This is a genomic window from Yersinia sp. FDAARGOS_228, from assembly GCF_002073315.2.
GTDB classification, from domain to species: Bacteria; Pseudomonadota; Gammaproteobacteria; order Enterobacterales; family Enterobacteriaceae; genus Yersinia; species Yersinia intermedia.
The window spans coordinates 1075223-1096347 of the sequence record NZ_CP020409.2; the positions used below are offsets into that span (position 1 = coordinate 1075223).

Consider the following 21125-nt stretch of genomic DNA (forward strand, 5'->3'; position numbering starts at 1 on the left):
TGGTGGTTCGTACTGGTCACAGGGGCGCTCAAATTTCGTTTTGAGCGCCTATCAGGTCTAACTCCGACAGGAGCCAATCCGTGAAAGACTTATTAAAGTTTCTGAAAGCGCAAACTAAGACCGAAGAGTTTGATGCGATCAAAATTGCTCTGGCATCGCCAGACATGATCCGTTCCTGGTCGTTCGGTGAAGTTAAAAAGCCGGAAACCATTAACTACCGTACGTTCAAACCAGAACGTGACGGCCTTTTCTGCGCCCGTATCTTTGGCCCAGTAAAAGATTACGAATGCCTGTGCGGTAAGTACAAGCGTTTGAAACACCGCGGTGTTATTTGTGAGAAATGCGGCGTTGAAGTGACTCAAACCAAAGTACGCCGTGAGCGTATGGGTCACATCGAACTAGCTTCTCCAACTGCGCACATCTGGTTCCTGAAATCGCTGCCATCCCGCATCGGTTTACTGCTGGATATGCCATTACGTGACATCGAACGTGTACTGTACTTCGAATCCTATGTGGTTGTTGAAGGCGGTATGACCAACCTGGAACGTCGTCAGATCCTGACTGAAGAGCAGTATCTGGACGCGTTGGAAGAGTTTGGTGATGAGTTCGACGCGAAAATGGGCGCCGAGGCTATTCAGGCCCTGTTGAAAAACATGGATCTGGAAGCTGAGTGCGAGATCCTGCGTGAAGAATTGAACGAAACAAATTCTGAAACCAAGCGTAAGAAGCTGACTAAGCGTATCAAGCTGCTGGAAGCGTTCGTACAGTCTGGCAACAAGCCAGAGTGGATGATCCTGACCGTGCTGCCTGTGTTGCCGCCAGACTTGCGTCCATTGGTTCCGTTGGATGGTGGTCGTTTTGCGACTTCTGATCTGAACGATTTGTATCGTCGCGTGATCAACCGTAACAACCGTCTGAAGCGCCTGCTGGACTTGGCAGCTCCTGACATCATCGTACGTAACGAAAAGCGTATGCTGCAAGAAGCAGTAGATGCATTGCTGGATAACGGCCGTCGCGGTCGTGCGATTACCGGCTCTAACAAGCGTCCGTTGAAGTCACTGGCTGACATGATCAAAGGTAAGCAAGGTCGTTTCCGTCAGAACTTGCTGGGTAAACGTGTCGACTACTCAGGTCGTTCGGTTATCACCGTTGGTCCATACCTGCGTCTGCATCAGTGCGGTCTGCCTAAGAAAATGGCTCTTGAGCTGTTCAAACCGTTCATCTACGGCAAGCTGGAACTGCGTGGTCTTGCTACCACCATTAAAGCCGCCAAGAAGATGGTTGAGCGTGAAGAAGCCGTGGTTTGGGATATCCTGGATGAAGTTATCCGCGAACACCCAGTGCTGCTGAACCGTGCACCAACCCTTCACCGTTTGGGTATCCAGGCGTTTGAACCGGTTCTGATCGAAGGTAAGGCAATCCAGTTGCACCCATTGGTTTGTGCGGCATATAACGCCGACTTCGATGGTGACCAAATGGCTGTTCACGTACCGCTGACACTGGAAGCTCAGTTAGAAGCGCGTGCGTTGATGATGTCTACCAACAACATCCTGTCACCAGCGAACGGCGAGCCAATCATCGTTCCTTCTCAGGACGTTGTATTGGGTCTGTATTACATGACCCGCGACTGTGTTAACGCCAAAGGCGAAGGCATGGTTCTGACTGGCCCGAAAGAAGCTGAACGTATTTATCGTGGTGGCCTGGCATCGCTGCATGCTCGCGTAAAAGTTCGTATTACTGAAGAAATTCGTAATGTCGAAGGCGAAAGCATTACGCGCACCAGCATCATCGATACGACAGTTGGCCGTGCTATTTTGTGGATGATCGTCCCGAAAGGCCTGCCTTACTCTATCGTGAACCAGCCGCTGGGCAAAAAAGCTATCTCCAAGATGCTGAACACCTGTTACCGCATCCTGGGCTTGAAGCCAACGGTTATCTTTGCTGACCAGATCATGTACACCGGTTTTGCTTACGCAGCACGCTCAGGCGCCTCTGTAGGTATCGATGACATGGTTATCCCAGAAGCGAAAGCAGGGATCATCGAAGAAGCTGAAACTGAAGTTGCCGAGATCCAGGAGCAGTTCCAATCTGGTCTGGTAACCGCAGGCGAACGTTATAACAAAGTGATCGATATCTGGGCTGCGGCTAACGAACGTGTTGCCAAGGCGATGATGGATAACTTGTCTGTAGAAGATGTTGTCAACCGTGACGGCGTTGTCGAACAGCAAGTGTCATTCAACAGCATCTTTATGATGGCCGACTCCGGTGCGCGTGGTTCTGCTGCACAGATTCGTCAGCTAGCAGGGATGCGTGGTCTGATGGCCAAGCCAGATGGCTCGATCATTGAAACGCCAATCACCGCGAACTTCCGTGAAGGTTTGAACGTACTTCAGTACTTCATCTCAACCCACGGTGCGCGTAAAGGTTTGGCGGATACCGCATTGAAAACTGCGAACTCCGGTTACCTGACCCGTCGTTTGGTTGACGTGGCACAGGATCTGGTAGTAACCGAAGACGATTGTGGTACCCATAACGGTATCGTGATGACCCCGGTTATCGAAGGTGGTGATGTTAAAGAGCCACTGCGCGATCGCGTTCTGGGTCGTGTGACCGCAGAGGAAGTTATCAAGCCGGGTACGGCTGATATTCTGGTTCCGCGTAACACCCTGTTGGACGAAAAATGGTGTGATCTGTTAGAAGAAAACTCCGTCGACAGCGTTAAAGTTCGTTCAGTAGTAAGCTGTGAAACTGACTTTGGTGTGTGTGCAAACTGCTATGGTCGCGACCTGGCACGTGGTCACATCATCAACAAAGGTGAAGCAGTTGGTGTTATTGCAGCACAGTCAATCGGTGAGCCGGGTACCCAGCTTACGATGCGTACGTTCCACATCGGTGGTGCGGCATCTCGTGCGGCAGCAGAGTCCAGCATTCAGGTTAAGAACAAAGGCAGCTTGAAACTGAGCAACGTCAAGTTCGTTACCAATGCAGCGGGCAAGCTGGTTATTACTTCTCGTAATACCGAGCTGAAGCTGATCGACGAATTCGGCCGTACTAAAGAAAGCTACAAAGTGCCTTACGGTGCTGTAATGGCTAAAGGCGATGGCGCAGAAGTCCAGGGCGGCGAAACCGTTGCTAACTGGGATCCGCACATCATGCCAGTTGTGACCGAAGTGAGCGGTTTCATTCGCTTCGCGGACATGGTTGACGGCCAGACCATTACCCGCCAGACCGACGAACTGACTGGTTTGTCTTCTCTGGTAGTACTGGATAGTGCAGAGCGTACCGGTAGCGGTAAAGACCTGCGTCCGGCACTGAAAATCGTTGATGCCAAGGGCGACGATGTATTGATCCCAGGTACTGATATGCCTGCTCAATACTTCCTGCCAGGTAAAACGATTGTACAGTTGGAAGACGGCATTCAGATCGGTGCGGGTGATACCCTGGCGCGTATTCCTCAGGAATCAAGCGGTACCAAGGATATTACCGGTGGTCTGCCACGTGTTGCTGACTTGTTCGAAGCACGTCGTCCGAAAGAGCCTGCAATCCTGGCTGAAATCAGCGGGATCATCTCGTTCGGTAAAGAGACCAAAGGCAAACGTCGCCTGGTTATCTCGCCGTTAGATGGTAGCGATGCATACGAAGAGATGATTCCGAAATGGCGTCAGCTCAACGTGTTCGAAGGTGAAATTGTAGAACGCGGTGACGTGGTTTCCGACGGCCCAGAATCTCCACATGACATTCTGCGTCTGCGTGGCGTTCACGCGGTTACCCGCTACATCACCAACGAAGTGCAGGAAGTTTACCGTCTGCAAGGCGTTAAGATTAACGATAAACACATCGAAGTTATCGTTCGTCAGATGTTGCGTAAAGGCACCATCGTTGATTCAGGTAGCACTGACTTCCTGGAAGGCGAGCAGGCAGAAATGTCTCGCGTTAAAATCGCTAACCGTAAGCTGGCAGCCGAAGGCAAAATCGAGGCTACGTTCACGCGTGACCTGCTGGGTATTACCAAGGCATCCTTGGCGACCGAGTCCTTCATCTCTGCGGCTTCGTTCCAGGAAACCACGCGCGTTCTTACTGAAGCGGCAGTTGCCGGTAAACGTGATGAACTGCGTGGCCTGAAAGAAAACGTAATCGTGGGCCGTCTGATCCCAGCCGGTACCGGTTACGCTTATCATCAGGATCGTGCACGTCGTAAAGCTCTGGGTGAAGTTCCTGTTGTACCGCAAGTTAGCGCGGATGAAGCAACGGCTAACCTGGCTGAATTGCTTAACGCCGGTTTTGGTAACAGCAAAGACTAATCTCTTTGTTGCTCACCAACGTAAAAACCGCTCCTTACGGGGCGGTTTTTTTTTGCTTTTTTTAGGATTTAAACAGTCTGTTTATTGCAGAGAACGCCCTAAATGGCGATCCCAATCCTTCCACACCGGCTGTAACCCCGCCCGCGTCAATGCCTGTGCTACCTGCTCAGGTGTACGATTATCGTGAGGAGCAAATTGTTCAAGCTCTGGATGATTATCCGCATACCCACCAGGCTGAGTTTTGGAACCAGCACTGACATTATTAATCGCGACCGGAATGACATTGTCGCGGAAGAAAGGTGATTCACGGGTAGATAGCGACAGTTCCACATCGGGGGCAAACAATCTAAAAGCACAGATTAATTGCAGCAGTTGCGGCTCACTCATCAGAGATGCAGGCTCGATACCGCCCGCACAAGGTCGTAGTCGTGGAAACGAAATAGAGTAGCGACTTTGCCAATAAGTCTGTTGCAGATAAAACAGATGCTCCGCCAGCATATAACAGTCCGTGCGCCAACTATTAGACAGCCCGATCAACGCACCTAGCCCGATCTTGTCGATCCCGGCCCGACCGAGACGATCTGGGGTTGCCAGCCGCCAGTGAAAATCTTGCTTATGCCCGCGCAAGTGATGTTGCTGGTAAGTCGCTGGGTGATAGGTTTCCTGATAAACCATCACTCCGTCTAATCCCAACGTTTTTAACTCCGCATACTCCTCTTGTGCCAATGGTTGAACTTCCATCATCAGTGAACTGAAGCGACTACGAATAGCTGGGAAGTGACGACGAAAGTAATCCATTCCTACTTTTGCCTGATGTTCGCCAGTGACCAGCAGCAGATGTTCAAAACCCAGCGTTTTGATCGCGTCACACTCACGGATGATTTCTGCTTCATCCAATGTTTTGCGCTTGATGCGATTGCTCATCGAGAAACCACAATAAGTACAATCATTGGCGCACAGATTAGAAAGGTAGAGCGGCACATAAAAACTCACCGTGTTACCAAAACGCTGGCGGGTCAGTTGCTGGGCTTTTTGCGCCATGGGTTCGAGATAAGCCAGTGCAGCGGGCGAAATCAACGCCATTAAATCGTCGCGATTCGGTTTGACGGCATTAATGGCCCGCTCAACATCAGCGGCGGTTTTACTGTTAATGCGCAGGGAAATATCATCCCAATCTAATTGTTGCCAGTGTTGACTGAAATCTTCAGACATGATGCTCCTCCCCTAACTGGCTGAGAAAGCCAGTCAGTGGGCTGGTGGCAATGGCCTTGCCAAATTGTTGGTTGCCAAGCCCAGCCTGACGCGCCAATTCACCAGATTCAACTGCTAAGCGGAAGGCATGCGCCATTTGCACGGGTGAGCGCGCCACAGCAATTGCGGTATTGACCAGCACGGCATCAGCGCCTAATTCTATTGCTTCAAGCGCATGGCTTGGCGCACCAATTCCGGCATCGACTACCACGGGCACTTTGGCCTGCTCGATAATGATTTGCAGAAAGTCGCGGGTACGTAAGCCCAAATTTGAGCCAATCGGTGCACCCAATGGCATAACGGCAGCGCAACCTGCTTCTTCCAGCCGCTTGCACAATACCGGGTCCGCACCACAGTAAGGCAAAACAACAAATCCCTCTTTCACCAGTATTTCTGCGGCTTTTAGGGTTTCTATTGGGTCAGGCAATAAATACTTCACATCAGGATGAATTTCCAATTTTACCCAATGGGTACCCAGTGCTTCGCGCGCCAGACGGGCAGCAAACACAGCTTCTTGCGCTGTTTTAGCGCCTGAGGTATTCGGTAGCAAGCGCACACCTAATTGTTGCAAGGGCGCAAGAATTGCATCGTTCCCTGCCCGCAAATCAACCCGTTTCATCGCCATAGTAATCAGTTGTGACCCTGAGGCGCGCAATGCTTCCAGCATCAGTTCAGGGGTGGAAAATTTTCCCGTACCGGTAAATAAACGTGAGGTAAAAGTGGTATCGGCGATCTTCAGCATGTCAGCCCCCGGCAATCGCTTGGAATAGCAAAATGTTATCACCCGCGTGTAACTGACATTTTTCCCAGTCAGTGCGAGGGACGATGACCTGATTAACCGCCAGAGCCGTACCCGGCTGGTGGCGTTTGAGCTGATTGAGCAGCATTGCAGCGGTGATATTGCTCACCACTTCTAATGGCTGATCATTGAGCACAATCTGTATATGACCCGTTGTCACTGTGCACCTCCGCAGGCAGGGCAATGCTTCGCCCGAGTCAGTTGCAGGGTGCTCCAACTCTGCTGCTTGCCATCGAATAAGCGCAATTTCCCACTCAGTGCCGACGGCAGCCCTGCCAATATCTTGATGGCTTCCAGTGCTTGCAAGGTACCAATGACGCCGACCACCGGCCCCAATACGCCAGCAGTACGACAGTTACGCTGCGGCAATTCCTTATCGGGATAGAGGCAGGCGTAGCAGCCTTGAGAATAAGGCGGCTCAATGACCAGCAGTTGCCCGCTGAATCCCACGGCACTGCCGCTGATTAATGGCTTTTGTGCGGTGATACAGGCTGCATTTACCTGATGGCGCGTCTCCATGTTGTCGCTGCAATCCAGCACTAAATCAGCGTTAGCCACGGCATCGGCCAATGGCGTACCTAACAGCCGAGTATCAAATGGGATAACCTCAATCAATGGATTGAGGCTTTGCAAATGACGCTGGGCTAACCGTGCTTTACTTTGGCTAGCGGAGGATGTTTGGCTGATATCTGTGGTGCGATACAATATCTGGCGCTGTAAATTGCTCAGTTCCAGTTGGTCATCGTCGGCCAGTAATAACTTACCGACGCCGGCTGCTGCCAGATAGAGCGCAGCAGGTGAACCAAGGCCGCCAAGACCGATAATCAGCACACAGGCACTTTTCAGCTTCAACTGGCCCTCTGGGCCGATATCCTCCAGTAATAACTGGCGGCTGTAGCGCAAAAATTCACTGTCACTCAACTCATGCTTGTTTGTCATCAGCCAGCTCCTTGCCCTCGATCAGGTGCAATAATTGTGCTGTTGCTTGCTGCCAATCGTCGCTCAGGGTGATAGCACTGACGACCGCTACACTACCGACACCCGTTGCCAGAACCGCCGGCACGCGCTCAATGCTGATGCCGCCGATGGCGACGGTCGGGTAGTCTGGCGTGTTGTCGACCATTTGCTTGAGCACCGTCAACCCTTGTGGTGACGAAGGCATCTGCTTGGTTTGTGTAGGGAAGATGTGGCCCATGGCGATATAAGAGGGCCGGACAGCTTTAGCTATCGCCAGTTCCTGCTCATCATGGGTTGATACGCCCAGCCGTAATCCGGCTTGCTGAATCGCGGCCAAATCGGCTGTTTCCAGATCTTCCTGACCCAGATGAACGCCATAGGCACCATGCTTAATCGCCAGCCGCCAATAATCATTGATAAATAAGCGTGCCTGATAACGTTTGCCTAACGCTATGGCGGCGGCAATGTCTTGCTCCACCTGCGCATCATCTAACTCTTTGATACGTAGTTGTATTGTGGTTACACCTGCGGCAAGCAGGCGCTCTATCCAAAGTAGGCTATCGACGACGGGATAGAGACCAAGGCGTTGTACCGTCGCAGGGAAACCCTGTTTTGCAGAAAATAAGGCATGATTAGGCAGGTTCATTATCGGCCTCGGTCTTGAGATTAATGGGGCTGTGATACAGCTCGCTGCCGCGAGAGCGGAACTCCGCTGACATCTGTTCCATACCCGATTGTAAGATTTCGATCGGTTGGGCTGCTGTTCCTTGTGCCGCTGCCAGCTCTTGTGCCGCAGCCTGTTCTTGCGTAGCGGCATAGTCGCGAACTTCCTGAGAGATTTTCATCGAGCAGAATTTCGGCCCGCACATTGAACAGAAGTGAGCTACTTTGCCGGACTCTTGCGGCAGGGTTTCGTCGTGATAGGCTCGTGCGGTTTCTGGATCAAGCGCCAGATTGAACTGATCTTCCCAGCGGAATTCAAAGCGTGCTTTCGACATGGCGTTATCGCGGATCTGCGCACCGGGGTGGCCTTTGGCCAAGTCTGCGGCATGGGCGGCTATTTTATAAGTAATAAGACCTTGTTTTACATCCTCTTTATTAGGCAGGCCAAGATGTTCTTTCGGTGTGACGTAACACAACATGGCGCAACCGAACCAACCAATCATGGCGGCCCCAATACCAGAAGTGAAATGGTCATAACCTGGCGCAATATCCGTGGTTAGCGGGCCTAAGGTATAGAATGGCGCTTCATGGCAGTGTTCCAACTCTTCCGTCATATTGCGGCGAATCATCTGCATCGGCACATGACCGGGGCCTTCAATCATCACCTGCACATCATATTCCCAGGCGATTTTGGTCAATTCACCCAAGGTATGCAGCTCAGCGAACTGGGCTTCATCATTGGCATCCTGAATGGAACCAGGGCGTAGGCCATCACCCAGTGATAGTGAGACATCATAGGCAGCACAGATCTGACAGATTTCGCGAAAATGCTGATACAGGAAGTTTTCCTGATGATGGGAAAGGCACCACTTCGCCATAATTGAACCACCACGGGAGACGATACCGGTCAAGCGTTTGGCCGTCATCGGTACATAGCGCAACAACACACCGGCATGGATAGTAAAGTAATCCACCCCTTGCTCGGCCTGCTCTAACAGCGTGTCACGGAACATTTCCCAGGTTAGGTTCTCGGCCACACCATTTACTTTTTCCAGCGCCTGATAGATAGGAACGGTACCAATAGGGACCGGGCTGTTACGCAGGATCCATTCACGGGTTTCATGGATATAGCGGCCAGTGGACAGGTCCATCACGGTATCGGCACCCCAGCGGGTTGACCACACCAGTTTTTCTACTTCTTCTTCGATGGAGGAGGTCACCGCAGAGTTACCGATATTGGCGTTCACTTTCACTAAAAAGTTACGACCAATAATCATCGGCTCAGATTCTGGGTGGTTAATATTGGCGGGGATGATAGCTCGGCCCGCCGCCACTTCCTGACGTACAAATTCAGCCGTGATATTTTCTGGCAGGTTAGCGCCAAAAGCCTGCCCTGGATGCTGCTGGCGTAGTACCTCACCACGAATACGTTCACGGCCCATATTTTCTCGCAGCGCGATGAACTCCATCTCTGGCGTGATCATGCCCTGACGGGCGTAATGCAGTTGGGTGACGCATTTGCCGGCGATGGCTTTCTTCGGGCGTGGCAGATGCTCAAAACGCAAATGGTCTAAGCCTTCGTCAGCCAAACGTTGTTGGGTGAAACCAGAGCTGACAGAGGTCAGTGCGGCGGTATCCTGGCGATCAGCTATCCAGCTATCACGTAATTTGGGTAACCCGCGGTGAACATCCAGCGTGGCGTTTGAGTCACCATACGGGCCGGATGTGTCATACACCGGGATGGCTTCGTTATCTTCATAGCGTGGTGAGTCCTTACTACCGCCGATCAATGTCGGGCTGAGCTGGATTTCACGCATCGGTACCAGAATATCTGGCCGTGAACCTTGTAGGTAAATACGTTGGGAGTTGGGGAAAGTGACACCTTGCAAGGTATCAATAAACTGTTGAGCTTCCTCACGTTGCGCTTTACGTGGGCGTGATGAATTTTTAGCTGTTGTATTATTAGACATAGCAATTCCTACCAGTGTGGTTTATAGGGAAAATTGCTTGTCTGGAGCTTGGCGGGAGTAACGATGTTGGCCAGTAACCGGCAGCTATCGGTGAGGATAAAGACCGGGCCTGTAGCGATAAATTACTCTTGTTCCCTTCGCGGGTATTAACCCGATCAGGTTCCGCGGATCCCGAATTAACGGTCTCAGCCTGCGTTTGCTTTCCTAAAAAGGCAATCGCTAGGCACTCCGACAAGAATCTTCAGTATATACCCTTCTTACTTGAAATTGCAGCGGTGTTAGCTACGTTCATTCACCCGAATCACTTACCTGTGTAAGCTCATCGGAATTAATGTCACCCTACGGGCTAGCATAAATGCTGTTCAAATCGGTTTTCACCGAGTTGTCATTCACTTGCTGCCTACCTGCAATCTCAATTACTTTGGGTAGTAAAGGTTGAATGAAAACTACAATAGTGTGATGTAAGCTATTTTACTTGCCACTTTGAACTTGGGCAGTGCTCAAAATCCTCACGTACTACGTGTACGCTCCGGTTTTTGCGCGCTGTCCACATCCAAATTGTCTGCGACAATTACGCTTACTATTAATTTATTAGGTTAATTGGCCTGACTCTTTTTATTTTCTGGCTGGGCGGCTTGCCACGACTCGGCTGCCCATTGAATTAATTGATCTTCCAAGCGAAAACGGGCATCAAGAGCTTCGCCGATATCAGATAATGCTTGCTGAAACTCGATACAACTGTCCTGATCGATCTCAATGTTGGTATAACGATCATGGAATGCCATGATCGTTTGAGTATTATTTTTTAACGCAGGATACACTTTGGTCGTCAGCGCCATTTTTGGGCTGGACGCGCCGTCTACTTGTTTGATAATTCTGTCATAGATGTGAAAATGCCCGGATGAGAGATAATCCACCAAATTATGGCAAAAGTTCTCCAGCGCTTTTTCGTTAAGCGGGGTATGCTTTTCTTTTTGCGGCTTAATACCGATCACTGCGCAATATGCAACTAACAGTTCTTTACGCGCATGAAGCCATTGATCAATTAATTCATTACTGCCGCCAACGCGTTGAGTCAAGCTTTCCAGTCGGTTTAGCATGAACGACTCCGTGAAGTAATAATACGTTACAAAAATGTAACAAGCCGGATTCTAGATTGCCAGTGAAGTCGAGGTTGTGCAACAACGATATGGAACTACAACTTACAGGTAAAGAAAGTGGCTGGTGGATTGTCAGTCATGAAAACAAATTATGGTTGCCAAAAGGGGAGTTACCACAAGGTAATGCGGCTAATTGGTCATTGCAGGGAGCAACGGCAAGGCAAATCGGTGAATGGCAAGGGCAGGCGGTATGGCTGATCCGTCAGATGATGTCTACTGATATGGGTTCAGTGCGGCAATTACTGGATGTGGATCGCGGTTTGTTCCAACTGGCTGGGCGTGGTGTGCAACTGGCAGAATTTTATCGCTCTCACCGTTTTTGTGGTTATTGCGGTCACCAAATGCAAGCCAGCCGTTCCGAGTGGGCTTGTCTGTGTAACCACTGTCGTGAACGCTATTACCCACAAATCGCCCCTTGCGTGATTGTTGCCATTCGCCGTGATGATGAGATTTTATTGGCGCAGCATATACGGCATCGTGGCGGTATTAATACCGTGCTGGCAGGCTTTGTCGAAGTGGGCGAGACTCTGGAGCAGGCGGTTTCCCGTGAAGTTTTAGAAGAAAGTAATATCCATATTAAAAATCTGCGCTACGTAACGTCACAACCTTGGCCGTTCCCCCATTCGCTCATGATGGCATTTATGGCCGAGTATGACAGTGGTGAACTGCTACATGATCCGAAAGAGCTGTTAAATGCCGGTTGGTATCGTTATGACCAATTGCCATTACTGCCGCCGCCAGGCACCGTAGCGCGCCGATTAATTGAAGATACGGTGGTGTTATGTCGCGAACACCGTGAGTTAATCTAATCAGAAGAGAGTGCTGAAGCGCTAACGCCATAGCCTGACGTAATTTAAACCCCACGAGAGCGAATCATTACCGCGCCTTAATAGCAGCGGCAGTTAGCAGGAAAGTATTATCTGACATGTTACAATACGGTCCGCTAAAAGATGGCCGCCAGATAATTAAGGGAGCCCCACCATGAATGAGTTGAAAAACGATCGCTATCTGCGAGCCTTATTGCGCCAACCGGTCGATGTAACGCCGGTATGGATGATGCGTCAGGCGGGCCGTTATTTGCCAGAATATAAAGCTACCCGTGGGGTTGCCGGGGATTTTATGTCACTGTGCAAAAATGCGGAACTGGCTTGTGAAGTGACGATGCAACCATTGCGTCGCTATCCACTGGACGCCGCGATTCTGTTTTCAGACATTCTGACCATCCCCGATGCTATGGGACTGGGGCTCTATTTTGAAACCGGTGAAGGCCCACGCTTCCAATCCCCGATTACTTGTCGCGCCGACGTCGAAAAGTTACCCATCCCTGATCCAGAACAGGAATTGGGCTATGTGATGAACGCGGTAAGAACCATTCGCCGCGAGTTGGCCGGTGCGGTGCCATTAATTGGTTTCTCCGGTAGCCCATGGACGCTGGCGACCTATATGGTTGAAGGGGGGAGTAGTAAAGCGTTCACCAAACTGAAGAAAATGATGTATGCCGAGCCGCAAACTCTGCATTTGCTACTGGATAAACTGGCCGATAGCGTCATCTTGTATCTTAATGCGCAAATTAAAGCTGGTGCCCAATCTGTGATGGTGTTTGATACCTGGGGTGGGGTGCTGACCGGGCGTGATTATCTTGAGTTCTCCTTGAACTACATGCATAAAATCGTCGATGGCCTGATCCGTGAAAACGATGGGCGTCGGGTGCCGGTGACCTTGTTCACCAAGGGTGGTGGTCAATGGCTGGAAGCAATGGCTGCTACCGGTTGTGATGCATTGGGGCTGGATTGGACCACCGATATCGGCGATGCGCGCCGCCGGGTGGGTGATAAGGTCGCCCTGCAAGGCAATATGGACCCCTCAGTGCTATACGCACCACCTGCCCGTATTGAGCAGGAAGTGAGTACTATTCTTGCAAGCTTTGGTCAGGGGGAAGGGCATGTGTTTAATCTGGGGCACGGCATTCATCAGGATGTTCCGCCAGAACATGCAGGGGCTTTTGTTGACGCAGTACATACGTTATCAAAGCCTTATCATCAAAACTAATCAGTTTATACTCAAAGCCTTGGGGCGCAGGTAACCGTGTTGTAGCGTCAAGCTTGAGGGGGGTTAGCCGATGATAGATACCAAAGCGTTACGGGCAGAACAGTTACAACGGGCATCTGCGGTTATTCTTCACGATGATTTTGACAGCGGATCAGTGCACTTTATTGCCGGTGCGGATGTTGGTTTTGAGCAGCAGGGGGAGATTACCCGTGCTGCTATCGCGATTTTGCGTTATCCCTCGCTAGAGCTGGTGGAATATCAAGTTGCCAGAGTGGCAACTTCACTGCCGTATATCCCCGGTTTACTCTCTTTTCGTGAATATCCTGCATTATTAGCCGCCTGGGGGCAGTTGCAGCAGCAGCCTCAACTGGTGTTTGTTGATGGGCAAGGTATCGCACACCCGCGTCGTTTAGGCGTTGCCAGCCATTTTGGGCTGTTGGTTGATGTCCCGACCATTGGTGTTGCCAAAAGCCGCCTGTGTGGGCACTCTCTGCCTTTAGAGAGCGATAACGGCGCATTACAACCCCTCATTGATGGTGATGAACAACTTGGCTGGGTGTGGCGCAGCAAAATCCGTTGCAATCCACTGTTTATTTCGCCCGGTCATCGGGTGAGTGTCAGCAGTGCTTTGGCGTGGGTGCAGGCTTGCATGGCGGGCTACCGTTTGCCTGAACCAACCCGCTGGGCTGATGCTATCGCCTCAAATCGCCCGCAATTTCAGCGCTGGGTGCGGAAAAATCCTGATTTACTTGGCAAGCATAGGGATATGATTTAATTTCGGGTACACTGCCGCGCAGATAATGAATAATGAGAACTCATAATGATACGTAATCCGATTCATCTACGTCTCGAAAAGCTGGAAAGTTGGCAACATCTGACTTTCATGGCTTGTTTGTGCGAGCGGATGTATCCCAACTATCAGCAATTTTGTCTGGAAACTGAATTTGGCGACCCGGCTGTTTACCGGCGCATTCTGGATCTGATCTGGGAAACTTTGGTCGTAAAAGACGCAAAAGTGAACTTTGATAGCCAGTTGGAGAAATTGGAAGAGGCAATTCCTTCAGCCGATGACTATGCTATCTACGGTGTTTATCCTGCCATCGATGCTTGTATTGCATTGGGCGAGGCCATCCATTCGCGTTTGAGTGGTGAAACACTGGAACATGCTGTCGCCATCAGCGAAGCATCAATCCGTACCGTTGCAATGTTGGAAATGACGTTGGCCGGTAAAGAAATGACCGATGAAGAACTGAAAATTTTGCCTGCGATTGAAGAAGAATGGGATATCCAATGGGAGATTTTCCGTCTGTTAGCTGACTGTGAAGAGCGCGACCTGGATCTGATCAAAGGGCTACGATCTGACCTGCGGGAAGCGGCTGTTAGCAACATTGGCATAAATTTAACGCAATAAGGCAAGAAAACGTGATTTAACGCCTGATTTGTCACGTCTTAAGGCTTCACATCTGCCCCCTGTCTGTTCTACATTTGGGGGGCGAAAAAAAGTGGCTATCGGTGCGTGTATGCAGGAGAGTGCTGTCCATCGGCATATCCGTCGCACTCGATGCTTTGCAAACGATAAACACACTGTAAGGATAACTTATGAATAAGACTCAACTGATTGACGTAATCGCGGACAAAGCGGACCTTTCTAAAGCACAAGCTAAAGCTGCTTTGGAATCCACACTGGCTGCAATTACCGAATCTCTGAAAGACGGTGATCCAGTACAATTGGTTGGTTTTGGTACTTTCAAGGTAAACCATCGTAATGAGCGCACTGGCCGCAACCCACAGACTGGTAAAGAAATCAAAATTGCTGCAGCTAATGTGCCAGCGTTTGTTTCTGGTAAAGCACTGAAAGATTCTGTTAAATCTTAATAGTGTGTCAGTGAAAATAATAAGCAGGGGGGTGGCAAAACCCCTTTTGTTTATGCAGCGGGTGCTGATGACCCTCGGTTTAGCCTTTGGTCTCAGCGCCTGTAGCAGTCAGTCAGGTTCCCCTCTATTTAGTGCCAGCGGGTATATCGCCGATAGCGGTGTCGTTCGTTTATGGCGTCAGGATAATGCGCAGCAGCAGCCACAAGTGCTGATGAGCGTCTACAGCCCCTATTCCGGGGACAATACTCGTGTCACCTTCTACGAATATCAAAATGGCATTTTGCGGGAAATCCGGCGCAACGATTTAGGTCATAATCCGCAGAGCGTCGAGCTGCGTTTTGATGAACAAGGACAGGTGAGTTTTATGCAGCGCCAACTGGCCGAACGGCGTGAGCAGCTCTCTGCGGATAATATCGCGGTCTATCAGTTGGAAGCGAAACGAATTCTCGAACAGAGCAGTGCACTGCGAGCCGGGAATATCAGGTTAATTCAGGGGCAGTGGCTGAATGGCGTCGTTACCACCTGTGATAAGAAGACGTTGCGATTGAAACTTGACGATAACTCACAGGCATGGCTGAGCAAACGGGGAGAGGGCAGTGCGCAACCTCTGGGCGTCGCGTGGTTGGATTCGTCGGAAGGTCAACAATTGCTGTTGGTTGCCAATCAGGACTTTTGCCGCTGGGAGCCGACAGCAGGCAGTTTGTAAGGCCTAATAAGAAGCAGGGCACAGCAAGCTGCGCCCGCAGAATACAATGGTAGATTTATTTACCGCGAGCAATGGCCCGATAACCAATATCTTTACGGCAGAAAGCCCCTTCCCATTGAATATTTTCAGCTAACCGATACGCGTTTTGCTGCGCCTGGGCGACGGTATTACCCAGCGCAGTTACACACAATACGCGACCGCCGTTAGTGACGACTTCATTATTGCCATTCAGTTTAGTTCCGGCGTGGAACACCTTGCCGTCAGCCACTTCCTGCTGTGGTAACCCATGAATGACATCACCCTGGCGATAATCTGCCGGATAACCGCCAGCGGCCAACACCACACCCAGCGATGGGCGCTCATCCCAGTCAGAGGTCTTCTCATTCAATTTGCCTTGTGCACCGGCTAAGCACAATTCAACCAAGTCTGAACGCATGCGTAGCATGATGGGTTGAGTTTCCGGGTCACCAAAGCGACAGTTGAACTCAATCACTTTTGGTTGCCCGTCAGCGGAAATCATCAGACCGGCATAGAGGAAGCCGGTATAGACATTACCTTCTGCCGCCATACCGCGCACTGTCGGCCAGATAACACTTTCCATCACTCGCTGATGAACTTCATCAGTGACTACCGGTGCCGGGGAATATGCCCCCATACCACCGGTATTTGGACCGGTATCACCATCGCCAACCCGCTTATGGTCCTGGCTGGTGGCCATCGGCAATACATTCTCACCATCAACCATCACGATAAAGCTGGCTTCTTCGCCATCGAGAAACTCTTCCACCACGATACGGTGGCCTGCATCGCCAAAGGCATTGCCTGCCAGCATGTCATGAACGGCGGTTTCCGCCTCTTCCAGCGTCATTGCAACAATCACGCCTTTACCGGCGGCCAGCCCATCAGCCTTAATCACGATCGGTGCACCGATTTTACGGACATAGGCTAAAGCAGGCTCCACTTCGGTGAAGTTCTGGTAAAACGCTGTTGGGATATTGTGGCGCGCCAGGAAATCTTTAGTGAAAGCTTTAGAGCCCTCCAACTGAGCAGCGGCTTGCGTTGGCCCAAAAATGGTCAAGCCGGCCGTGCGGAAAGCATCAACCACACCAATAACTAATGGGGCTTCCGGGCCTACAATGGTCAGGCCAATATCATGGCTCTGAGCAAAGGCCAACAACCCTGCAATATCCGTTGCCGCGATATCGACATTTTCTAAACCAGATTCTAGCGCAGTGCCAGCATTGCCCGGTGCGACATAAATTTTGCCCGCTAAAGGTGACTGTGCTGCTTTCCAGCCCAGCGCGTGTTCACGCCCGCCATTACCAATAATCAAAATATTCATCAGATGACTCCGTTAAGCGGGTTAATTAATGGCGGAAATGGCGCATGTCGGTAAAGATCATAGCGATGCCATGCTCATCAGCCGCAGCAATGACTTCATCGTCACGGATTGAACCGCCCGGTTGGATAACACAACTGATCCCGACAGATGCAGCAGCATCGATACCGTCACGGAACGGGAAGAAAGCATCGGAGGCCATGGCAGAACCGGCCACTTCTAATCCTTCATCCGCTGCTTTGATACCAGCGATTTTGGCAGAATAGACGCGGCTCATTTGGCCTGCGCCTATACCGATAGTCATATTGTCGCGCGCATAGACAATGGCATTGGATTTTACGAACTTGGCTACTTTCCAGCAGAACAGTGCATCACGCAGTTCTTGCTCCGTTGGCTGGCGCTTGGACACCACGCGCAGATCGGCTGCAGTCACCATACCTAAATCGCGGTCTTGGACCAGCAAACCACCATTGACGCGTTTGAAGTCCAGACCGGTAGCACGCTCCTGCCACTGGCCACAGGTCAGAACACGGACATTTTGTTTGGCGGCGAGCAATGCCAGTGCTTCAGCGCTGACAGCGGGTGCAATAATGACTTCAACAAACTGGCGGCTGATAATGGCGCTGGCGGTTTCGGCATCCAATTCACGGTTAAAGGCAATAATGCCGCCGAAAGCAGAGGTCGGGTCAGTTTTATAGGCTTTTTCATAAGCAGCGAGCAGAGAATCCGCAATCGCCACGCCGCATGGGTTGGCGTGCTTGACGATCACACAGGCAGGCTCACTGAACTCTTTCACACATTCTAACGCCGCATCGGTATCTGCGATGTTGTTATAGGAGAGCGCTTTACCCTGTAATTGCTGTGCGGTAGCTACAGATGCCTCTTTAACCTCTTCTTCTATATAGAAAGCCGCTTGCTGGTGGCTGTTTTCACCGTAGCGCATATCTTGTTTCTTTATATAGTTAAGATTCAGTGTCCGCGGGAAGCGGCCCGATGGCTGCTCAGTGTCACCATGATAAGCTGGCACCAGCGCGCCGAAGTAGTTGGCAATCATACTGTCGTAGGCGGCGGTATGTTCAAACGCCTTGATAGCCAGATCAAAGCGGGTTGGATACGTCAACGAACCCTCATTATTATCTAGCTCAGTAATAATGGCGGGGTAGTCACTACTCTTGACCACGATAGCGACATCTTTATGGTTCTTGGCAGCGGAGCGCACCATGGTAGGGCCACCGATATCAATATTCTCAACTGCATCTTCCAGTGAGCAATCCGGGCGAGCAACTGTCTGAGCGAACGGATATAGATTCACGACAACAATATCAATCGGCTGAATGCCATGTTGAGCCATGATGCCATCATCCTGACCACGGCGGCCCAAGATGCCGCCATGCACTTTTGGATGCAACGTTTTAACGCGCCCGTCCATCATTTCGGGGAAACCGGTATAGTCAGAAACTTCAGTGACGGGCAGACCCGCATCGGCCAGTAGGCGGGCAGTTCCGCCGGTGGAAAGTAATTCGATGCCACGCTGAGAAAGTGCAGCGGCGAATTCGATGATACCGGCTTTGTCAGACACACTGAGTAGGGCACGGCGGATTGGGCGGCGTTGTTGCATGGTTTTATCCCTTGGCTTTGGAGTCGCAGTTATTCTTCGCAATCATTCAATAGAGCGTTATCTGAATCTTACCTTCTTATATAGACAACTATATAGAGAGGAACAGACTCAGATAACGTCCCAAATAGGGACCAATGCCAGTTTTTACTGCTGTCACCGGGGAGATTCATCCTCTACCGCAATAAAATACGCTTAATCCTGAGCCGTATTCCCCAGTTTTATAAAAAATCACATCATGTCATCGATATTTTGCCGACAAGGTCACTCTTTTTCGACGCGGGGAATTGTAGCGAAAACGATTGCGTGATGCTCGTCAATTTTGAGTACAGATTCAATCTGTGGATAAGTTTGTGTACAACTGGGTATAAAGTGGGGTTTTGCTGTGGAATGCAGCAAACAGTCATTTTTATTGAAATTAGCGGTTGCGGGCGGCGCGGAACTCCCTATAATGCGCATCCATCGAGACGGCACACAACGAATCAAGTAGTTAAGTGACCGGCAGAGAGAACAGAGAAATTCAACGAAATTAGTAGTTGACTCTGAATGAGGAAAGCGTAATATGCGCACCTCGCGTTACCAACCACCGGTTGCTAACGCACTGCTCTTTAACAATTTATCAGACAATCTGTGTGGGCACTCGCAAGACGATATCGAAGCCTGTTTCGGCAGGCAGAAGAAATATCAAAGTCTTGAAGAGTGACCAAAGCAGTACACATTTGAACTTCGGTTCGAATGCATATTTGCAGAAAGTAATCTTTGAGCATCGCTATGTTAACTCATAGCAAATCAAACAAATCTTAAATTGAAGAGTTTGATCATGGCTCAGATTGAACGCTGGCGGCAGGCCTAACACATGCAAGTCGAGCGGCAGCGGGAAGTAGTTTACTACTTTGCCGGCGAGCGGCGGACGGGTGAGTAATGTCTGGGAAACTGCCTGATGGAGGGGGATAACTACTGGAAACGGTAGCTAATACCGCATGACCTCGTAAGAGCAAAGTGGGGGACCTTCGGGCCTCACGCCATCGGATGTGCCCAGATGGGATTAGCTAGTAGGTGGGGTAATGGCTCACCTAGGCGACGATCCCTAGCTGGTCTGAGAGGATGACCAGCCACACTGGAACTGAGACACGGTCCAGACTCCTACGGGAGGCAGCAGTGGGGAATATTGCACAATGGGCGCAAGCCTGATGCAGCCATGCCGCGTGTGTGAAGAAGGCCTTCGGGTTGTAAAGCACTTTCAGCGAGGAGGAAGGCAGTCGTGTTAATAGCACGATTGATTGACGTTACTCGCAGAAGAAGCACCGGCTAACTCCGTGCCAGCAGCCGCGGTAATACGGAGGGTGCAAGCGTTAATCGGAATTACTGGGCGTAAAGCGCACGCAGGCGGTTTGTTAAGTCAGATGTGAAATCCCCGCGCTTAACGTGGGAACTGCATTTGAAACTGGCAAGCTAGAGTCTTGTAGAGGGGGGTAGAATTCCAGGTGTAGCGGTGAAATGCGTAGAGATCTGGAGGAATACCGGTGGCGAAGGCGGCCCCCTGGACAAAGACTGACGCTCAGGTGCGAAAGCGTGGGGAGCAAACAGGATTAGATACCCTGGTAGTCCACGCTGTAAACGATGTCGACTTGGAGGTTGTGCCCTTGAGGCGTGGCTTCCGGAGCTAACGCGTTAAGTCGACCGCCTGGGGAGTACGGCCGCAAGGTTAAAACTCAAATGAATTGACGGGGGCCCGCACAAGCGGTGGAGCATGTGGTTTAATTCGATGCAACGCGAAGAACCTTACCTACTCTTGACATCCACAGAACTTAGCAGAGATGCTTCGGTGCCTTCGGGAACTGTGAGACAGGTGCTGCATGGCTGTCGTCAGCTCGTGTTGTGAAATGTTGGGTTAAGTCCCGCAACGAGCGCAACCCTTATCCTTTGTTGCCAGCACGTAATGGTGGGAACTCAAGGGAGACTGCCGGTGACAAACCGGAGGAAGGTGGGGATGACGTCAAGTCATCATGGCCCTTACGAGTAGGGCTACACACGTGCTACAATGGCAGATACAAAGTGAAGCGAACTCGCGAGAGCAAGCGGACCACATAAAGTCTGTCGTAGTCCGGATTGGAGTCTGCAACTCGACTCCATGAAGTCGGAATCGCTAGTAATCGTAGATCAGAATGCTACGGTGAATACGTTCCCGGGCCTTGTACACACCGCCCGTCACACCATGGGAGTGGGTTGCAAAAGAAGTAGGTAGCTTAACCTTCGGGAGGGCGCTTACCACTTTGTGATTCATGACTGGGGTGAAGTCGTAACAAGGTAACCGTAGGGGAACCTGCGGTTGGATCACCTCCTTACCTAACGATACGCATTGCGTAGTGTCCACAACAGATTGTCTGATGAATGTAAATGAGCAAGAGCACCTGTTGATGTTGTGAGTTTCGACTCATGC

The 21125-nt window shown here is 50.8% G+C and carries 17 protein-coding genes, 1 rRNA gene and 1 riboswitch; of the genes, 9 read left to right on the top strand and 9 right to left on the bottom strand.

What is annotated here, in order from left to right; genetic code table 11:
- The first annotated feature begins 80 nt into the window (after positions 1 to 80).
- Complete coding sequence (rpoC, locus tag A6J67_RS04925; protein ID WP_005192331.1) at positions 81 to 4301, top strand: DNA-directed RNA polymerase subunit beta'; 4221 nt, start codon at positions 81 to 83, stop codon at positions 4299 to 4301.
- 81 nt (positions 4302 to 4382) lie between these two features.
- On the opposite strand, the gene thiH is transcribed toward rpoC, so the two are convergent.
- The 7 genes from thiH to A6J67_RS04960 form a co-directional block, all read right to left on the bottom strand.
- Positions 4383 to 5513, bottom strand: coding sequence for a 2-iminoacetate synthase ThiH (gene thiH, locus A6J67_RS04930; RefSeq protein WP_032907892.1), 1131 nt, complete (start codon positions 5511 to 5513; stop codon positions 4383 to 4385).
- Complete coding sequence (locus tag A6J67_RS04935; RefSeq protein WP_005192326.1) at positions 5506 to 6294, bottom strand: thiazole synthase; 789 nt, start codon at positions 6292 to 6294, stop codon at positions 5506 to 5508. The genes thiH and A6J67_RS04935 overlap by 8 nt, the downstream gene beginning before the upstream one ends.
- Position 6295: 1 nt before the next feature.
- Complete coding sequence (thiS, locus tag A6J67_RS04940) at positions 6296 to 6511, bottom strand: sulfur carrier protein ThiS (RefSeq protein WP_032907891.1); 216 nt, start codon at positions 6509 to 6511, stop codon at positions 6296 to 6298.
- Positions 6508 to 7290 carry a HesA/MoeB/ThiF family protein gene (locus A6J67_RS04945; protein WP_032907890.1) on the bottom strand — a complete coding sequence of 261 codons (783 nt, stop codon included), beginning with the start codon at positions 7288 to 7290 and terminating at the stop codon, positions 6508 to 6510. The genes thiS and A6J67_RS04945 overlap by 4 nt, the downstream gene beginning before the upstream one ends.
- Positions 7274 to 7954 carry a thiamine phosphate synthase gene (gene thiE, locus A6J67_RS04950; protein WP_032907889.1) on the bottom strand — a complete coding sequence of 227 codons (681 nt, stop codon included), beginning with the start codon at positions 7952 to 7954 and terminating at the stop codon, positions 7274 to 7276. Before thiE ends, A6J67_RS04945 begins: the two co-directional genes overlap by 17 nt.
- Entirely contained in the window at positions 7941 to 9941 is a 2001-nt protein-coding gene (gene thiC / locus A6J67_RS04955; RefSeq protein WP_042568963.1) for a phosphomethylpyrimidine synthase ThiC, read from the bottom strand. The genes thiE and thiC overlap by 14 nt, the downstream gene beginning before the upstream one ends.
- A 115-nt stretch (positions 9942 to 10056) precedes the next feature.
- Positions 10057 to 10182: riboswitch (TPP riboswitch) on the bottom strand.
- Between the two features lie 355 nt (positions 10183 to 10537).
- Complete coding sequence (locus tag A6J67_RS04960) at positions 10538 to 11041, bottom strand: Rsd/AlgQ family anti-sigma factor (RefSeq protein WP_005192315.1); 504 nt, start codon at positions 11039 to 11041, stop codon at positions 10538 to 10540.
- A gap of 89 nt (positions 11042 to 11130) precedes the next feature.
- On the opposite strand from A6J67_RS04960, the gene nudC reads away from it, so the two are divergent.
- The 6 genes from nudC to A6J67_RS04990 all read left to right on the top strand — a co-directional run bounded on the left by nudC (position 11131) and on the right by A6J67_RS04990 (position 15731).
- Positions 11131 to 11910 carry an NAD(+) diphosphatase gene (nudC, locus tag A6J67_RS04965; protein ID WP_042568964.1) on the top strand — a complete coding sequence of 260 codons (780 nt, stop codon included), beginning with the start codon at positions 11131 to 11133 and terminating at the stop codon, positions 11908 to 11910.
- 172 nt (positions 11911 to 12082) lie between these two features.
- Positions 12083 to 13150 (top strand): uroporphyrinogen decarboxylase, encoded by a 1068-nt coding sequence (hemE, locus tag A6J67_RS04970; protein ID WP_050297852.1) that lies wholly within the window; start codon positions 12083 to 12085, stop codon positions 13148 to 13150.
- Between the two features lie 70 nt (positions 13151 to 13220).
- Complete coding sequence (gene nfi / locus A6J67_RS04975) at positions 13221 to 13925, top strand: deoxyribonuclease V (protein ID WP_005192308.1); 705 nt, start codon at positions 13221 to 13223, stop codon at positions 13923 to 13925.
- Between the two features lie 45 nt (positions 13926 to 13970).
- Complete coding sequence (locus tag A6J67_RS04980; protein WP_005192306.1) at positions 13971 to 14561, top strand: YjaG family protein; 591 nt, start codon at positions 13971 to 13973, stop codon at positions 14559 to 14561.
- 188 nt (positions 14562 to 14749) lie between these two features.
- Positions 14750 to 15025 carry a nucleoid-associated protein HU-alpha gene (gene hupA, locus A6J67_RS04985; RefSeq protein WP_004876782.1) on the top strand — a complete coding sequence of 92 codons (276 nt, stop codon included), beginning with the start codon at positions 14750 to 14752 and terminating at the stop codon, positions 15023 to 15025.
- A 52-nt stretch (positions 15026 to 15077) separates the two neighbouring features.
- Positions 15078 to 15731: a DUF1481 domain-containing protein gene (locus A6J67_RS04990; protein ID WP_005192303.1), complete on the top strand. Its 654-nt coding sequence runs from the start codon at positions 15078 to 15080 to the stop codon at positions 15729 to 15731.
- A gap of 55 nt (positions 15732 to 15786) precedes the next feature.
- On the opposite strand, the gene purD is transcribed toward A6J67_RS04990, so the two are convergent.
- On the bottom strand, positions 15787 to 17073 hold the full coding sequence (gene purD, locus A6J67_RS04995) for a phosphoribosylamine--glycine ligase (RefSeq protein ID WP_050074823.1): 1287 nt from the start codon (positions 17071 to 17073) through the stop codon (positions 15787 to 15789).
- Between the two features lie 25 nt (positions 17074 to 17098).
- Positions 17099 to 18688, bottom strand: coding sequence for a bifunctional phosphoribosylaminoimidazolecarboxamide formyltransferase/IMP cyclohydrolase (gene purH, locus A6J67_RS05000; protein WP_042568968.1), 1590 nt, complete (start codon positions 18686 to 18688; stop codon positions 17099 to 17101).
- Between the two features lie 559 nt (positions 18689 to 19247).
- On the opposite strand from purH, the gene A6J67_RS23400 reads away from it, so the two are divergent.
- Both A6J67_RS23400 and A6J67_RS05015 read left to right on the top strand, forming a co-directional pair.
- Complete coding sequence (locus A6J67_RS23400) at positions 19248 to 19388, top strand: hypothetical protein (RefSeq protein ID WP_162484277.1); 141 nt, start codon at positions 19248 to 19250, stop codon at positions 19386 to 19388.
- A 99-nt stretch (positions 19389 to 19487) separates the two neighbouring features.
- Positions 19488 to 21030: ribosomal RNA gene (locus A6J67_RS05015) — 16S ribosomal RNA — on the top strand.
- The last annotated feature ends 95 nt before the right edge of the window (positions 21031 to 21125 follow it).

Coding starts and splice junctions, on each gene's coding strand:
- hemE (WP_050297852.1), top strand. CDS start 12,083: ATGAATGAGTTGAAAAACGATCGCTATCTGCGAGCCTTATTGCGCCAA.
- hupA (WP_004876782.1), top strand. CDS start 14,750: ATGAATAAGACTCAACTGATTGACGTAATCGCGGACAAAGCGGACCTT.
- A6J67_RS23400 (WP_162484277.1), top strand. CDS start 19,248: ATGCGCACCTCGCGTTACCAACCACCGGTTGCTAACGCACTGCTCTTT.
- thiC (WP_042568963.1), bottom strand. CDS start 9,941: ATGTCTAATAATACAACAGCTAAAAATTCATCACGCCCACGTAAAGCG.
- thiE (WP_032907889.1), bottom strand. CDS start 7,954: ATGAACCTGCCTAATCATGCCTTATTTTCTGCAAAACAGGGTTTCCCT.
- A6J67_RS04990 (WP_005192303.1), top strand. CDS start 15,078: ATGCAGCGGGTGCTGATGACCCTCGGTTTAGCCTTTGGTCTCAGCGCC.
- A6J67_RS04980 (WP_005192306.1), top strand. CDS start 13,971: ATGATACGTAATCCGATTCATCTACGTCTCGAAAAGCTGGAAAGTTGG.
- A6J67_RS04945 (WP_032907890.1), bottom strand. CDS start 7,290: ATGACAAACAAGCATGAGTTGAGTGACAGTGAATTTTTGCGCTACAGC.
- purH (WP_042568968.1), bottom strand. CDS start 18,688: ATGCAACAACGCCGCCCAATCCGCCGTGCCCTACTCAGTGTGTCTGAC.
- A6J67_RS04935 (WP_005192326.1), bottom strand. CDS start 6,294: ATGCTGAAGATCGCCGATACCACTTTTACCTCACGTTTATTTACCGGT.
- nudC (WP_042568964.1), top strand. CDS start 11,131: ATGGAACTACAACTTACAGGTAAAGAAAGTGGCTGGTGGATTGTCAGT.
- nfi (WP_005192308.1), top strand. CDS start 13,221: ATGATAGATACCAAAGCGTTACGGGCAGAACAGTTACAACGGGCATCT.
- purD (WP_050074823.1), bottom strand. CDS start 17,073: ATGAATATTTTGATTATTGGTAATGGCGGGCGTGAACACGCGCTGGGC.
- A6J67_RS04960 (WP_005192315.1), bottom strand. CDS start 11,041: ATGCTAAACCGACTGGAAAGCTTGACTCAACGCGTTGGCGGCAGTAAT.
- thiH (WP_032907892.1), bottom strand. CDS start 5,513: ATGTCTGAAGATTTCAGTCAACACTGGCAACAATTAGATTGGGATGAT.